Below are 15,540 nucleotides of genomic sequence, written 5' to 3' on the forward strand. Positions count from 1 at the left end.
TGCCGACCGTTGTCCCGCCCGGGCAACGGTGCGATCACTCGTCCTCCACAGGGCGCGCCGGTGTCGTCTTTTCCACAGGCAAAATGGCTGATCACGTCGCTTTTCTGTGCCCACTCGGATGTCGGTGGGTCGGTGCAGAATCGAAGCATGGAACAGCCGCTGCACACCCTCGACCGAGACGTCGAGGCGCTGCGTGCGGTATGGAGCGATGCCATGCGGCCGTTCGGCGCGCTCAGCGGCGCGACGCAGGTCGAGGTCGCGCAGATGAGCGACGACGGACTGGTGCGCGTGACCGACGCGCTCGCCCGCGTGCGACGAGACGCCGAGGCCCTTCTTGCGCGTGTCGCTGCCGAGGTGTCGAAGCGGTCGAACACCGAGCGTGGCGAGTCCAGCCTCGCCAGGGCACATGGCTTCCACAATCCGGTGCGGCTCATCGCCGCCTCGACCGGGGCGTCGCGAAGCGACGCGGCGAAGCTCATCGCGGTCGGCACCGCCACCGCCGAACGGCAGACGTTCGGCGGTGAACGGCTGCCCTCGCGGCATCCGCACGTCGCCGCAGCGCTCGAATCCTCGACGATCGGCATCGACGCGGCGTCCGCGATCACCTCGATGCTCGACCGTGTTCGAGTCCGCGCCGATGCCGATCTCGTCGATACCGCCGAGGCGGTGCTGGTCGACCTCGCTGCGCGCGTGCCGCTCGACCTGCTCTCACGCGGCATCCGTGAGGCCGAGGCCAGGCTCGACCGCGACGGGATCGAGCCGCGTGAAGAACAGCTGCGCAGCGAGCGGTCCCTCACCATGCGCGAAGACGCCATGGGGATGATCCATGTGCATGCGCGCCTCGATCCGGAAACGGCGGCACCGGTCAAGACCGCGATCGAGGCGCTCGTCAGCGACGTGCTGCGGCGGCGCGAACCGGCGACCCCGAGTCCCGGTCCCGTCGTCGACGACACGCGCTCGATTCCCCAGATCCAGGCCGACGCGCTCGCCGCTCTCGCGCGCCACGCCCTCGGGTGCGGGCAGACCCTCGCTCCGCTCGCGAAGGCCACCGTCGTGGTGCGCCTCGACCACGACACCCTTGTCGAAGGTCTCGGTCACGCGCGCATCGACGGCATCGATCAGCCGATCTCCGCGACCACAGCGCGGCGGATGTCGGCCGACGCCGAGCTCATCCCCGCGGTCCTCGGTGGCGAGGGGCTCCCTCTCGATCTCGGCCGCTCGGCCCGGCTCTTCAGCCGCGCACAGAGGCTGGCACTCGCCGAGCGCGACGGCGGATGCGCCTCCTGCGGCCAGAACATCGCCTACGTCGACGCCCACCACATCAGATGGTGGGAACGCGACGCGGGCCCGACCGACCTGCGCAACGGAGTCATGCTCTGCTCCTTCTGCCACCACCGCATCCACCGCGAAGGATGGGGCATACACGCAGACCGAACCGAGGTCTGGTTCATCCCACCCCCGCACGTCGATCCCGAACGAACACCCCGACTCGGCGGCCGGGCCCGCTTCGCGCTGACGGCATCCCGCGCCGCGGCGTGAAACCGGCACGCCTCTGCGGGCCCGGGCGTCGTGATCGTCGAGCAGTCGGCGCCGGGGCACTTGCGAACGTGCCGCGCGACCTTCCGCGATCGCCGCGCGCCCGACCGCTCAGGCATCGGCGATCATCCCGGCAGCCGGCGCGGCCGGGCCGAGCGCCCCCGCGGCATCCGTCGTCAGCGTCAACCGCCCGTCGACCCACGCGACCGGCATGGGGTCGGTGATCTCGCCGACCCAGACACCCTCCGGGGTCGTGTTGCGGAAGGCCATGAGCAGCCACCGACCGGCCCGGTCGCGCACGAGTCGACCGACGTAGAGCTCCTCGTCGGCGACCCGGTACGCGCCGGCGATGTCGAACGGCCCGGCCGGGTCGTCGACGTTCACCGCCCAGATTCCACCACGCTCCCCCGCCGCCCGGCGCTCGGCCGACAGCTCGGTGCCGAGGCACGAGAAGAGCAGCACCCAGCGCCCGTCGACCTGCTCGAGCTGCAGCACCTCGAGCTGCCCGAACCCCGATCCGACCGTCGACCGCGGCGGCTCGACGCGCCACTCCTCGAGGTCGGGCGACCACGCCGTGCCCACGACACCCCGCGACGACGGCTCGCCCACGTTCGCGCGCGCGGTCAGCAGCATCCGCCACCCCTCGCCCGACGGGTCGCGGAACACCCACGGATCGCGCCACGCCTCGTCGGGCCACGCGCCGTCCGCGAGTCGCTCGTACCACCGCGAGTCGGGCTCGACGATCGCCCGGCCGGTCGTCGACCAGGTCATCAGGTCGTCGGATGCCGCGACGCCGATGCGCTGCACGAGACCACCGCCGGCCCGGTCGACACCCGTGTAGAACATGCGCCACGTGCCGTCGTCGGCGCGCACGACCGAGCCGGTCCACGTCGCGAGGTCGTCGAAGGCGGGGGGATCCGACGGGACGACCGCGTCGGCGACCTCCGTCCATTCGACGAGGTCGGTCGAGACGGCGTGCCCGATCGTCGCGCGCCAGTGGCGCCGGTCGGGATCGTGCAGCGCCCGCGAGGCCTTCAGGAAGAACAGGTGGAACCGGTCGCCGTCGTCGGCGAGCCAGAAGTCCCACACCCAGGATGCGGCGAGTCGAAGCATGAGCGGAAGGGCCTTTCGTGTGCAGGGAACGGCGACGAGCAGCGACGTTGCGCCTCGTCGGCGGCCGGAGGAGTTGCGGGTCAGCGAGCGGGTGGGGCGATCGAGCCGCGCTCGACGATCGGGCACCTGAGCAGGAGGGGCGTCGGCTCGAGCCGATCGTGGTGCTCGCGGCTCTCGCGGCCCTCGATCATGGCCGCCAGCGTCTCGACCGCCCACGCGCCCATCTCGTAATGCGGCAGGGCGACGGTCGACAGCGGCGGGAACAGGCTCCCGGGGATCGGATCCTGGTCGTCGAACCCGACGATCGAGACATCCGTCGGAATCGAGAGGCCGAGTTCGGCGGCCGCCCGGTAGGCGCCCATCGCCATGCGGTCGTTGTAGCAGAACACGGCCGTCGGGCGCTCACCGGGCGACTGCCCGTGGTCGAGCAGCGCCATCGTCGCCTCGTACCCGCCGGCTGCCTCCGAGACCGCCTCGACGACGAACGCATCCGGGTCGAGGCCCGCCGCGGCCATGCCGTCGCGGTACCCTCGCAGGCGTCCGCGCGTGGCGGGCACGTCGACCGAGCTCGCGGCGAACGCGATCCGGCGGTGGCCGAGTCCCACCAGCAGGTCGATGACGGATGCCGCGCCGGCGCGTTCGTCGGGCATGACCGACGGCACCTCCCCGTCGCGGTCGCGAGCACCGATCAGCACGGAGGCGACCGCGTGCATCTGGTCGGGCGGCACGACCTCGTCGTGGAAGACGGTCGCGTAGATGATCCCGTCGACCTGCCGGTCGAGGAACGCCTGCACCTCGGACGGCTCGATGTCGGCGTCGTGCCGCAGGGTCGAGTTGATGATCGCGAGGGTGAGGTTGTGGCGGCTCGCCTCCTCCTGCGCACCGAGGATGATGCGACCCGCGTGCGGAGTGGTCGCGATCTCCTCGGTCAGCAGCCCGACCATTCCCGACGCCTGCGTGCGGAGGCCGCGTGCGAGCCGGTTCGGCTGGTAGCCGAGCCGGGACGCGGCCTCACGCACGCGCGACTTGGTCTCGTCGCTGGTGCGCGTGTGGGGCGTGTCGTTGAGCACGTGCGAGACGGTCGTGACCGAGACACCGGCGGCCGCCGCGACGTCGCGTATGCCGACCTTCTTGCGAGGCATCCGTCTCCCCGTCCTCATCTCACCGCCTCCCTTCGTACCATCTCGGACCGCCTCGGGCCCCGTCATCGCCGACGCCGCGCCGCGGACGGCGCTCGACGACGGGCTCACCCGTCACCGGCTGCGGTCCCGATTGCGTGCTGGACCCGAGAAGAGCGCGTATGCGTGTCGTCTCCCACGGATGGGGTCGCCCGGAAGGCGTTCAGCTCCGTGTCCACCACGACCTGGTCGTCGCGGCCGGAGTCGAGGATCGTGTTCCGTACCGCTGCGGCATCCACCATGACGGCGGTCACGTCCAGCGCCTGCGACGCCTCCGTCGCCAGGAGGGCATCGACCTGCGCCTCGAAGCACGAGTCACTGGACGTGGCGGTGACATCCATCGCCACCACGTGGTTGTTGGCGACGTGGTTGCCGTTGCCGGCGACCAGTCGGATGATCACTGGGGTCGCGCCGCTCGGCCGGATGCGGCGCGATTCGACGACCTCGGAGAAGTGGTTGCCGATCACGGAGTTGTTGCTGCCGCTGATGCTGAGCAGGCCGAAGCGGTCGTCCAGCCCGTTGTCGATCCCCAGGAAGGGCGTCCAGGGCTCATGGTCGCGGAGGAGGTGGTTCGATGCCACGAGGTTCTCCGAGCTGTTCGCCGCGAGGACCAGCATCCCCGGGTAGAACGAGTGCAGGCGGTTGTTGGTCACGCTCGAACGCGTGACCCCGTGCAGGTGGATGCTGCTCGCACCGCGGGGGAAGATGTTGTTCGCCGTGATGAGCAGACCGCCGTGGTGCTCGGCATAGATCGAGCGGCCGTGGGGGCCGGCTCCGATCAGGTTGTCGGTGATCTTCGACGCCTGACCCCAGCCTCGCAGCTCGATGCAGGACCCGCATTCCGCGATGAAGTTGTCGTGAACGGAGAGCGCGTCGGCGTTGTGGATCGTGAGCGCGTGCTCGAGGTAGACGAAGCCCATGCCGGTGATGCGCAGCGAGTCGTTCGCATCCGAGACGAAGATGCCGGTCTTGCCGTTCGCGTAGGAGTTCTCGGGGTTGCCCTCCGAGCCGTTGTCCTCCGAGCCGTCTGAGGTGAAATGCAGCCCGTCGATGCAGAAGTCGGCGAACTCCACCGAACTGATCCGAGGGCTGCCGGTGCGCGCCACGCGGAATGCGGCGCGCTCGGACTCGTCCTGGATCTCGCCGGCGGGAAGGTCGACGATGATGCGACTCCCCCCGGGCCACAACTCGTGCAGACCGGGCCATTCCGCTTCCGGCACGTTGAACCGGATGCTCGACGAGGCGAAACCGTGCCCGAAGCCCTGAATCCGCAGGAAGCTGATGTCGATCAGCACCTGCGTGCGAAGGCGGTAGTCCCCGGGCGGAATGTGGATCACGGCGCCCGGCTTTCCACCGCCGTTCGCGTCGGAACCGGCTTGGCGTGCCTTGACGTCCGCGATGATGCTGTTGATCACCTCGCCGACGTCCTCGTAGGGGTCGCCGTGGGGCCAGGTCGTGACGTCGTAGGTGTTGTTGCCGGGCATGGGGTTCTCCGTTCGGGTCACGTTCCTCACCCCTTGACGGCGCCGAGCGTGAGCCCGGCGACGATGTGCCGCTGGAGCAGCAGGGTGAGCAGGATGACGGGGACGGAGTAGACCGCGGCGAGCGCCGTCATCCCGCCCCAGTCGAGCCCGAACTGGGTCTGGAAGTTCGCGATGACGATCGGTGTGGTCTGCGCGCGGACGCTCGTGAGCAGCAGCGCGAACAGGAACTCGTTCCACGAGGCGAGGAAGGCGAAGATCGCCGTCACGGCCAGGCCGCCCGTGACGACGGGGATCACGACCCGCCAGAGCGCCTGCAGCCGGGAGCATCCGTCGACCTTGGCGGCCTCGTCGAGCTCGTCGGGCACCGCCTCGAAGAAGCTCGCCATGAGCCAGATCGACAGCGGCAGCGAGATCGTCGTGTGCGCGATGGCCAGCCCGAGGGACGTGTCGGTGAGGCCCAGATTGCGCATCACCTCGACGAGCGGGGCGCCGACCGCGATCGTCGGCACCATGCGGGTGACGAGCGCCGCGACGATGAACACGCGCCCGCTCGGGGTGCGGTACCGCGTGATGGCGTAGGCCGCCGGCACCGCGAGCACCAGCGAGAGCACGGTCGAGATCACCGCCGTGATGACGCTGTTGACGAGCGCCGCGGGCACGCCCTGGCGGCTGAGCGCCGAGACGTAGTTCTCGAGCGTCCACACGTCGGGCAGCACCGTGGGCGGCACGGCGATCGCGTCGAGCGGCGTCTTGAAGGAAGTGAGGAGGAGGTAGGCGAACGGGAAGCCGTAGAGCACGATCGCGAGGGCGAGCAGTGCCCAGAGGATGACGCGGCTCATGCGGCCGCGGGTCTCGAGGGGGTTCATCGTGCGTTCCCTCCGGGTCGCCAGATCAGGGCGATGGCGACGATCGAGACCGCCAGCATCGCGATGAGGTACACGGTGCCCATCGCGCTCGCGAGGCCCGGGTCGCCGAAGCGGGTGAGCGTTCGGTAGATGAGCAGGCTCAGCGTGGTGGTGGAGCCCTGCGGCCCGCCATCCGTCTGGATCAGGATGATGTCGAATGCGCGAGCCGCGTCGATGCCGCGCACGATGAGCGCGACGGCGATCACCGGGCGCAGCAGCGGGATGATGACGCTCGTGAGCAGGCGCCAGTAGTTCGCGCCGTCGATCCGCGCGGCCTCGACCACGTCGCCGGGGATGTTCTGCAGGCCGGCGAACAGCACGAGCGTGATGAACGACGTCGTCAGCCAGATGTCGGGCAGCGCGACTGAGAACAGCGCGATGTCGGGGTCGCTCAGCCACTGGATCTGCCCGGGGCTCGAGATGACGCCCCACTCGAAGAGCAGCTGGTTGACGATGCCGAAGTTGTCGATCAGCAGGAAGCGCCACAGCAGGCCCGCCACCACCGGCGCGATCATGAGCGGGTACATGAAGAGGGTGCGGAAGACGTTGGACCGGCGGCCCAGCGCGGTGAAGAGCAGTGCCACGGCGAGTCCGAGCACGAACTCGGCCGTGACCACGATCAGCGTGTAGACGACCGTGCGCCAGGCGGCACCCTGGAACGCCTCGGACCCGAACGCCGTCGCGTAGTTGTCGAAGCCGACGAACTCGCGCGGACCGCCGGCGATCGGCGAGATCTCGAAGAAGCTGTCGGCGACGAACTTCACGAGCGGCCAGCCGACGAACACTGCGAGGAAGATCGCGGCGGGGAGCATGAGTAGGAGCGCGAAGCGGCGGTCGCTCATCCCGGTCGGGCGACGGCGCGGTCGCAGGGCGGCGACCCTCGGCGGATCGTTGGGCGTCGTGCTTCCGGGCGGGGCGGTGGTGGCGGATGCCGCGGCATCCGTCGCACCCGGCGAACCCTGGCCCGGGGCCGGGGCGGCGTGCGCCGCCCCGGCCGATGAGGTGCTGATCGTGGTGCGCATCGGTCTACTCGACGATCGCCTCGATCTGGGCCTTCGCCTCGGCGAGGAGCGCAGCGTTGTCGGCGCCCGGCTCCACCGCCTTCTGCAGCATCGGCGTGAGCACGGTGTCGACGATCTCCTGCCACTTCGGCGTCGCCGGGCGGGCGAGCGTCTGCGGGGCGTTGAGCGTCTCGAGCAGGGCGGCGTAGTGCTCCTTGCCCTCCTCGCCCTGCTTGGACTCGAATGCGGAGATGCGTGCCGCCAGACCGAGCCACGAGTCCATCGAGAGCTCGTTGTTCTCGTAGGCGAAGGCGATGAAGTCCTTGGCCTCCTCCTGCTTGTCGGTCGCGGTCGGGACCGACAGGTACCAGGCGCCGGGCACCCCGGCGACACCGCCGGGTCCGCCGATCATCGGCGCGGCGCCGATGCTGTCCTTCACGACCGAGTCCTCGGGCGTTCCGGTGTAGGCGTGGCCCCAGAACCGCATCATGGCGAGCTGGCCCTGGTAGAAGAGGTTCTGCGCGCCGGCCCAGTCGAGCTGCGCGGCTCCTGAGGGAGCGTAGGGCAGCAGGCTCGTGTAGTAGTCGAGCGCCTCGAGGTGCTCGGCGTCGTCGATCGTCACCTCACCCGACTCGGCGTCGAGGACCATGTGCTCCTCGCCGGCCTGGGACACGGTCGCGAGCCACTCGGTCTCGACGGCGCCCTTCACGTCGGTGCCGTAGAGGTCGACCTGGCCGTCGCCGTCGGTGTCGCGGGTGAAGAACTCCGCCGCGTCGCGGTACTCCTCCCACGTGGTGGGCGGCGCGAGCTCGTATCCGTACTGCTCCTGGAATGCCGCCTGCTCGGCGGGGTCCTCGAAGAGGTCGGTGCGATAGAAGAGGATCTCGGAGTTGGTCCAGACCGGCATGCCCACGAAGGAGCCGTCGACCTGGGCCTCGCTGATCAGTCCGGGGAACAGGTCGGCCTGCACCTCATCGGTGAACAGGTCGTCGAGCGGCGTGACGCCGTCGGCGAAGGCGCTCAGCCAGATCGCGTCGAGCGCGGCGACGTCGAACGACACCTGGCCCGAGGAGAGCTCCGACGAGATGCGGTCGTAGAGACCGGCGTACGGCAGTTCGACGAGGGTCACGGTCGTGCCCGTCTCCTCCTCGTAGGCCTCGGCCACGGGCTCGAGCTCGGCGAGGCCGCCGCCCTCGACGAGGACCGTGAGCTCGTCGGCGCCCGACGGGGCCTCGCCGCCGCCGACGCCGCAGCCGGAGAGGACGAGGGCTGCGGCGCTCATGGCCGCGACCGAGAGGGTGAGACGAACGCGCGTGGCGGACGCAGTGGTGCGGGTGCGAAGCTCCATCACTTCGGCTCCATTCATGTCTGTGGTTCGTGGGTGGGGAATGTCGTGGAGGTGCCTAAACGTTTTGCCAAAACGTTTGACCAACACGGTACGGCGCGCAGATCCCATGCGTCAACCTTTCGCCGATGCCAAAATCCCGCACGGGGCGTTTGGCACATCCCGCGCGGCTTCGTGGGGCCGACAGGCCCGAACATGGGGCGCGAGCGTCTCGCCGCTGCCCCCAGCCAGGCCGTCCGCGCGTACCGGCGCACCGCATCCGCGCACCGGCACGCTCGAGAGCCGCTGGGTCATGGCCGCCTCCTCCCGCGGCGTTCGCCTGCACCCGCTCAGAACGCGAGGTCGAGATGGAAGTGGTTCACGAGCGGTCCGTGCCAGTTGATGTTCGTGACCGCGCCCGCGCGATTGCGGCTCGTGTTGGCGACCTCGATGATCCTCCGCTGTCCCAGCCGCTCGTTCACGGCTCGGGCGACTGAGAAGTCGTCGTACAGCACGCGCCATTCGGCGCCGACCGCTGACGCCGCCCGGTCGATCGCGAGGGCGAACGTGATCGCCTGGGCCGCGTCGAAGAACCCGTCGGCTCGACGCTGGGGAATCGTGAGGTCGAGGGAGCGACCGCGGCCGGCGAAGCTTCCGCCGCCATGACCGGCGTAGTTGCTCGCAGTGAAGCCGGTGCCGTACTGATCCATGAGCCACAGCACGAAGATCGCGGTGACCGGCATGACCCCGAGGCTCCTCGAGTTCCAGACCGGTCCCCACGCGGGCCGGCCGTTCGCGTCCGGCTCGTGCACGTCGACCCAATCGCCCTCCTCGATCCGGATCGCCGCGGCGCGCACGGCGGCCCCGACGGCCGCGCTTCCACCGAATCTCCGAGTCTCGGCATCCGCGATCGCCTTTTCCTGACCTGCCTCGTCGAGCGTCGCGTTCGGGTCGCGCGTTCGACGGCGCAGTGCCGACTGGGCCTGCGCGACCGCGCGTGCTCGCTCGGTATCCGTGAGCGACCGTCCGCGTGCAGCGAGCTGCTCGCGCACCAGCGTCACCGCGTCCACGTTCGGAAGCGCGCCCGGCGCGAACCCACGGAGGGCGCGCACCCCGCGCTGCTGGACGGTCACGAAGTCGAGGTGCTCCCGCCGCTCGGTCATCCAGCCCCACGCGCCCTCGGTGAGGTGCGCGACCATGCGGTCGACGAGGAACGTGCGGAACACCACCAGCTCGGCCTCGACGTGGGCGGGGCGCTCCGCGGCCGTGAGCTGACGCCGGCGGCCGTTCTCGACGATCCGCTTGCGCGCGACGGCACGCGTGATCCGCGCGCGCTCGCGGTTCAGTTGTCGGAGGGCCGCCGCTTCGACGCCCGACCACGGCACACCGAAGCTGCTGCGCGCGAACCAGCCCTGCATCGTCTCATCGAAGTCGGTGACGAACGAGGCACGTGTGGCCGCGACGTCGATGGGCTGCCCCTGCGCGGCGAGGCGCGTGCGCCATCCGTCGACGAGTTGGTCGACGTATGGGGCGACTCCGGCGACGCCCCAGAACTCGACCGTCGTGTCGATGCCATGGACGGGCGCGGTCTCGGCTGCGGGCGGTGCGGCGCCCGGCACGACCACGGGCGTGCCGCGGGTGACCTGGATGCTGGGCCGCACGGGCGGATACGGCACGTCTGCGGTGTCGACGTCGACGGGAGCGGTGACGAGCTGCCCTTGAGCCGGCGCCCCGCCGGCGGTTGCCGGCTGCGTCGCGGGTGCCTGTGCGGTCTGCTGGGCAGGGGCTTGAACGGGTGCGGGGACCGGCGCCGGTGCCGGGACCGGTGCCGGCGCCGGCTGCGGCGGTGCTGCCGCGGGCGCCTGGCGCTGCACGGGCACGAGTCCCAGTGGAGCATCGGATGCGACCAAAGCGGCGGCCGCCCGGTTGCCGGCCAGACGCTGCACCTCGACGAGCGTCAACGGCATGCCCGCTCGGGTCGGGTCGCCCGCGTCCGCGTGCCTCGCCGGCCCCCGCGGTCCGCCGCTCCCGATGCGCTGCAGTCCGTCGTCGTCCTGCGCCGCTTCGCCGATCGTCCGATGCCGCATCGTCATGCGGTCGGCCGACTCCGGTGCACCGGCGAACGCGCGGTGGCCTCGACCGACCTCCTCGGTCGACGCTACGGCACGCCCTCCGGAGGGGCGCGGACCCTGCCCGATCGGGCACGGAACCCTGCACGGCCCGGCGCCCGAGCCCGCCGCGGGGTGGGCGGTATCGCGCGGCGAACCGTCGCAATGGGCACGTGACGGATCGCGACGCGCCATCCGGAACCGGTTGAGATCAGGATGGTGCGAGCGGCGACGTCTCTGCCGGGTCGCCGCGATCTGCGCCGAATGGGGCGCGGTCGTCGAGGACATCCCGTGCGGGCGGCTCGCGCTCCTCGCGGCCCGCGGGCATCCGCCGACGCCATTGTCGGGCGGGAGGGCGCGCTGGCAGAATGGCCGCATCGATCCCGATGGGGGGCCACGATGTGGGATCGCAGACGCAACGAGCGCGATCGTCGTGCGCGCATCGCGCTGCTGAGCGATGAGGCCGACAAGCAGCGCGAGATCGCCGCCGGACGGCTCAATTCGACGATGACGAAAGCCTCGCTGCTGCTCGTCGGCGCCGGGCTCATCGCCGGCAGCTGGGCGGTCGACCTGATCGGGCAACCCTTCGGCGTGCTGCCGGCCGCCGCCCTGGTGCTCGCGCTGGGCGCCGTCGCCGCCGCCGTCGTCTCCCTGTTCCCCCGGTCGAGCCTGAAGCTCAAGGTCCGCGACCTCGTCGAACGGTCCCTCGCCACGAACGTGCCGGCGCAGACCGTGCCGGACCTCGAGGATCTCCTCCTGGAGACGAAGGCCGCCGTCACCGAGAGCATCGACCGCGAGAACTCGTCGCGCGACCTCTGGGTGCGCATCGGGTACGCGCTCCTCCTCGCCGCCATCGCCGGCGGTGCCGCGAGCCTCGTGGCCGCCCTCCTCATCCCGTCGACCTGATTCGGAGCCGCGTGATGCCGCACGATCCCCGCAACGCGTACTGCCACCACCCACCGCGGCCCTGCATCTGCGACGTCATCGGCGTCCGGCCCGGTGCACCGGGCGACCCGTCGATCGCGCCGGCGCTGCTCGAGTGGTGGGATGCCGCGTCCATCGACGAGTCGCTCGACGCGCGGACGGCATGGCGGGACGCCCGACCCTACTTCGAGGTGCTCGGCGTCGACCACGAGTTCCCGCGGACCCCGGAGGGCTTTGCAGACCTGCTGGACTACGCCGAGCCGCTGTTCAGGGCCCGCCGCTCCGTGACCTTCGACATCTCGCACGCCGGCGCGGACGGCACCATCGACGTCGTGGACACCGACGGGACGGACGAGATCCGGCCGTCGTGACGCCAGTTCACGACCTGCGTGGAGCCGCGGTCAGACCGTGCCGGCCGGCGGCCACACGCCGATGATGATGGCCATGACGACGACCGTCACGAGCTCGTGCGCGATGTTGATGATCGTGAGCGTCGACGGGCGTCCCTCGAACGCGTCGTGGGTGATGAACCGCGCCGCCGTGAAGCCCGCCCACAGGATCAGCGCCGTGAAGAGCGCCGCGAACAGGTAGCCGCCGCCGTAGAAGTGCCACGCGATCGTCGAGGCGCCTGCGAGCACCCACGCCGTGACGAAGCTCACGAGCACCGTCACGATGATCGGTCCCACCGCGCTCGCGGCCGGGCGATCCATGTCGACGTTCGCGAGCTTCGACCACCGGGTGCCGAACACCTTCGGCGTGTACCAGATCGTGCCGACGAGCATGCTCGACAACGTCGCCAGCAGCACCGCCCAGTAGTTGATCTCGGGGACCATCTCCGCCTCCTCACCGCGTCCGCGGCCGCCCGCCACGGGGCGATGCCGCTGCGCGCGAGCGTACTCCTGCCGTGGTGCGCGCGGCGAGCACCGCGCACGGCATCCGACGATGACGGATGCCGCGGTGCGATGAAGCCCCGCACGCGGCATCCGTTCTCTAGGCTCGGTGCAGGGGTGCCGGATGAGCAAACGGATGCCGAAGGCGCTGTACGAGCGCGAACTCAAGGCACTGCAGGCGAGCCTCGTGGACATGCAGGCCTGGGTGCAGCAGTCGGGCGCGCGGCTCGTGGTGATCTTCGAGGGGCGGGATGCCGCGGGCAAGGGATCCGCGATCAAGCGGGTGATGGAGTACCTGAACCCGCGCGTCACGCGCATCGTCGCGCTGCCGACGCCGAGCGCGCGCGACAAGACGCGCTGGTACTTCCAGCGGTACGCGTCCCACCTGCCGGCGGCGGGCGAGATCGTGCTCATGGACCGCTCCTGGTACAACCGCGCCGGGGTCGAACGGGTCATGGGGTACTGCACGAACGAGGAGTACCAGCGGTTCCTGCACCAAGCGCCGATCTTCGAGCGGATGCTCGTGGAGGACGGGATCATCCTGCTGAAGTACTGGTTCAGCGTGTCGGACGTCGTGCAGGAGGAGCGCTTCAGGTCGCGGCTCGAGGACCCGATGCGGCGGTGGAAGCTCAGCGGCACCGACCTGAGCTCCATCACGAAGTGGGAGGAGTACTCGCGGGCGAAGGACACGATGATGCTGCACACCGACATCGCCGAGGCACCCTGGTACGAGGTCGAGAGCGACGACAAGCGGGCGTCGCGGATCAACATGATCGCCCACCTGCTGTCGAAGGTGCCCTGGGAGAAGGTGCCGTGGGATCGGATCGAGATCCCGCCCCGGCCGCCCGCCGGCGGGTACGAGCGGCCGCCGCGGGCGTGGACGAACTCGGTGCCGGACTATGCGGCGGAGGTGGTGCGGCGGGAAGGCGCGTCGGACTGAACACCCCGCCGACGCGACCGAACACCGAACCACAGCCCGACCCCCGCCGCCCCGATGACCGCCGCGGCGAGCGGCGGCAGCGCCGCAACGCCCGCCCCACCGACGACGAGCGACGCGAGCGCCGCGCCGACCGCGATGCCGAGGTTGAACAGCACCGGGATGAGCGCGCCCGCGAAGCCGCGATGCGCCGGCCCCGCCAGCCGGAGGATCAGGGTCTGGGCGAGCGCCGGCACGGCGCCCGACGCGACCGCCCACGCCACGAGCACGGTGACGCCGAGCGCGGGATGCACGTCGACGAACGAGAGTGCGAGCACCGCCGCGCCGGTCATGACCGCGCTCACCAGCAGCGCCGGTTCGGTGCGGTCGCCGAACCGCCCCGCGAGCACGACGCCCGCCGCCGAGGCGAGGCCGAACACGAACAGCATCGTGCCCACCCCGCCCGGAACGGCACCGGCGGGCGACTCGACGAGGCGCGTGATGAACGTGAACGTTCCGAAATGGCCGACGAGCAGCAGCGCGACGAGCATCGTCACGACGATCAGTCGGCGGATGCCGCGCCCCGCCGCCGTGCGTGCGCCAGCGTCAGCGTCAGCGGCATCCGTTTCACCCGACCGCACCGGCGAGGCACCACTCGCAGCACCCGCAGCACCCGCACCACTCACGCCGCCCGAACCGCCCGCGCCGGGCGTCCGCACGACGACGCGCACGAGCACCGCCGCGACGAGCGCGAGCGCCGCGAGCCCGCCGAAGGCCGCCCGCCAGCCGATCGCGTCCGCGACGACGCTGCCCGCGGGGATGCCGAGCACGGTGCCGAGCGTGGCACCGCCGAGCACCACGGCGACGGCGCGCGCGAGGTTGCGGTCCGAGACGAGATCCGCCGTGAACGCGTTCGTCGTCGCCCACAGCAGGCCGACCGCGAGCGCACCGAGCAGGCGCGCGGCGACAGCGGCGGGGTAATCGGGCGCGATGGCGGTCAGCGCGGCCGAGGCGGCGAGCAGGACGAGGCTCCCGGCGATGACGGCGCGGCGATCGAAGCGCCGCGTCAGTCGCACGAGCGGGAAGCTGCCGATCACGACGACCGCGGCCCACACCGACACGAGCAGGCCGACCTGCGGCTCGCTCACGCCGAGCCCCGCGCTCATCTGCGGGAGCACGGCGGCCGGCAGCATCTCCGCGGTGACCATGGTGAAGGTGGCGCCGCCGAGCACGAGGAGGGAGAGCCACGGCAGGCGGCCGGTCGCGTCCGCCGGGACGCCGGCGCTGCCGGCCGAACCGGTTCGGAGAGTCGTCGTCCGAGGGGTGGTGTCGCTCATGATCTCGACGCTAGACTCTGACATTGATGTCAATGTCAAGCCTTGTCATAAACGGATGCCGGAGGCACCCGTGAAGATCGGCGAACTCGCGAACCGCGCGGGCGTCTCGCCCCGCCTCGTCCGGTACTACGAGCAGCAGTCACTGCTCGCCTCGAGCCGGCAGGCGAACGGCTACCGCAGCTACGGCGAGGAGCACGTCGAGCGCGTACGGCGCATCGCCGGACTCGTGCAGTCGGGGCTGCCGACGCGCCTGGTCAAGGAGCTGCTCGACCTCGAGGACGCCGCCGCCGAGCAGCGCCCGAGTTGCCCGCGCACCGTCGCCGACATGCTCGCGCACGAGCTCGACGGCATCGAGGACCGGATCGCCTGCCTCACCCGCAGCCGCGACACCATCCGCGACTACCTCGCACGCACCGAGCACGCCGCCGTGCTCTCCGAGCGCACGGCCGCGCGCGAATGAGTCGCCGGGCCGGCGAGCAGGATGGACGGGGCGACGAACACCGCGCGGCATCCGCAACCGACCCGCAGCCGGAACGCGACCACGACGCGGCGACCGGCGACGTGTGCTGGCTCGCCGCCACCTGCTCCCAGTGCGGGGCGCTCGTCGAGGGCGGCACGTGCTGGCACTGCGGGGCACGCCGCGCGGAGTGAGCGTCGGCTTCATGGAGCCGCATGCGTGCCGACAAAGTGCCCCTGTCGGGGAACGCCCGGTGCCTGATCGAAGGACCTCTCGCTCACGATGCCGACCGCGCCGAGCTGGGATTACGAGGACACGATCTTCACCAACGTGCAAGTAGCGGGGCTGCGAACCGCTCGGGCAGATG

The 15,540-nt window shown here is 70.9% G+C and carries 14 protein-coding genes; 5 read left to right on the forward strand and 9 right to left on the reverse strand.

Annotated elements, in window-relative coordinates:
- Nucleotides 1-147 precede the first annotated feature (147 nt).
- The gene (locus tag ACULK4_RS15010; RefSeq protein WP_445966387.1) at nt 148-1,539 is read left to right on the forward strand and encodes an HNH endonuclease signature motif containing protein; all 1,392 of its coding nucleotides are present in this window, start codon (nt 148-150) and stop codon (nt 1,537-1,539) included.
- A 108-nt stretch (nt 1,540-1,647) separates the two neighbouring features.
- On the opposite strand, the gene ACULK4_RS15015 is transcribed toward ACULK4_RS15010, so the two are convergent.
- From ACULK4_RS15015 to ACULK4_RS15045, 7 genes are all read right to left on the reverse strand, one after another.
- Nucleotides 1,648-2,649 (reverse strand): glycoside hydrolase family protein, encoded by a 1,002-nt coding sequence (locus ACULK4_RS15015; RefSeq protein WP_445966388.1) that lies wholly within the window; start codon nt 2,647-2,649, stop codon nt 1,648-1,650.
- A gap of 80 nt (nt 2,650-2,729) precedes the next feature.
- Nucleotides 2,730-3,791, reverse strand: a complete 1,062-nt coding sequence (locus tag ACULK4_RS15020) for a LacI family DNA-binding transcriptional regulator (RefSeq protein ID WP_445966389.1) — start codon at nt 3,789-3,791, stop codon at nt 2,730-2,732.
- A 104-nt stretch (nt 3,792-3,895) separates the two neighbouring features.
- The gene (locus tag ACULK4_RS15025; RefSeq protein WP_445966546.1) at nt 3,896-5,311 is read right to left on the reverse strand and encodes a NosD domain-containing protein; all 1,416 of its coding nucleotides are present in this window, start codon (nt 5,309-5,311) and stop codon (nt 3,896-3,898) included.
- A gap of 26 nt (nt 5,312-5,337) precedes the next feature.
- Nucleotides 5,338-6,177 (reverse strand): carbohydrate ABC transporter permease, encoded by an 840-nt coding sequence (locus ACULK4_RS15030; RefSeq protein WP_445966390.1) that lies wholly within the window; start codon nt 6,175-6,177, stop codon nt 5,338-5,340.
- Nucleotides 6,174-7,058, reverse strand: coding sequence for a carbohydrate ABC transporter permease (locus ACULK4_RS15035; protein ID WP_445966547.1), 885 nt, complete (start codon nt 7,056-7,058; stop codon nt 6,174-6,176). Before ACULK4_RS15035 ends, ACULK4_RS15030 begins: the two co-directional genes overlap by 4 nt.
- A 184-nt stretch (nt 7,059-7,242) precedes the next feature.
- Nucleotides 7,243-8,565, reverse strand: a complete 1,323-nt coding sequence (locus ACULK4_RS15040; protein ID WP_445966391.1) for an ABC transporter substrate-binding protein — start codon at nt 8,563-8,565, stop codon at nt 7,243-7,245.
- A gap of 326 nt (nt 8,566-8,891) precedes the next feature.
- Nucleotides 8,892-10,634, reverse strand: a complete 1,743-nt coding sequence (locus ACULK4_RS15045) for a hypothetical protein (RefSeq protein WP_445966392.1) — start codon at nt 10,632-10,634, stop codon at nt 8,892-8,894.
- Between the two features lie 414 nt (nt 10,635-11,048).
- Between ACULK4_RS15045 and ACULK4_RS15050 the strand changes: the two genes are divergently transcribed.
- On the forward strand, nt 11,049-11,555 hold the full coding sequence (locus ACULK4_RS15050; RefSeq protein ID WP_445966393.1) for a hypothetical protein: 507 nt from the start codon (nt 11,049-11,051) through the stop codon (nt 11,553-11,555).
- A 14-nt stretch (nt 11,556-11,569) separates the two neighbouring features.
- The gene (locus ACULK4_RS15055) at nt 11,570-11,944 is read left to right on the forward strand and encodes a hypothetical protein (protein WP_445966394.1); all 375 of its coding nucleotides are present in this window, start codon (nt 11,570-11,572) and stop codon (nt 11,942-11,944) included.
- Between the two features lie 30 nt (nt 11,945-11,974).
- Here ACULK4_RS15055 and ACULK4_RS15060 read toward each other — a convergent pair whose 3' ends face one another.
- Entirely contained in the window at nt 11,975-12,406 is a 432-nt protein-coding gene (locus ACULK4_RS15060) for a DUF1761 domain-containing protein (protein ID WP_445966395.1), read from the reverse strand.
- Between the two features lie 181 nt (nt 12,407-12,587).
- On the opposite strand from ACULK4_RS15060, the gene ppk2 reads away from it, so the two are divergent.
- Nucleotides 12,588-13,403: a polyphosphate kinase 2 gene (ppk2, locus tag ACULK4_RS15065; protein ID WP_445966396.1), complete on the forward strand. Its 816-nt coding sequence runs from the start codon at nt 12,588-12,590 to the stop codon at nt 13,401-13,403.
- Here ppk2 and ACULK4_RS15070 read toward each other — a convergent pair.
- Complete coding sequence (locus ACULK4_RS15070) at nt 13,361-14,716, reverse strand: MFS transporter (RefSeq protein WP_445966397.1); 1,356 nt, start codon at nt 14,714-14,716, stop codon at nt 13,361-13,363. The two genes, ppk2 and ACULK4_RS15070, sit on opposite strands and share 43 nt — an antisense overlap.
- A gap of 55 nt (nt 14,717-14,771) precedes the next feature.
- Here ACULK4_RS15070 and ACULK4_RS15075 point away from each other — a divergent pair, with 55 nt between their 5' ends.
- Nucleotides 14,772-15,176, forward strand: coding sequence for a MerR family transcriptional regulator (locus tag ACULK4_RS15075; RefSeq protein ID WP_445966398.1), 405 nt, complete (start codon nt 14,772-14,774; stop codon nt 15,174-15,176).
- Nucleotides 15,177-15,540: the final 364 nt, after the last annotated feature.

It is taken from the genome of Agromyces selenitireducens, from assembly GCF_052748465.2.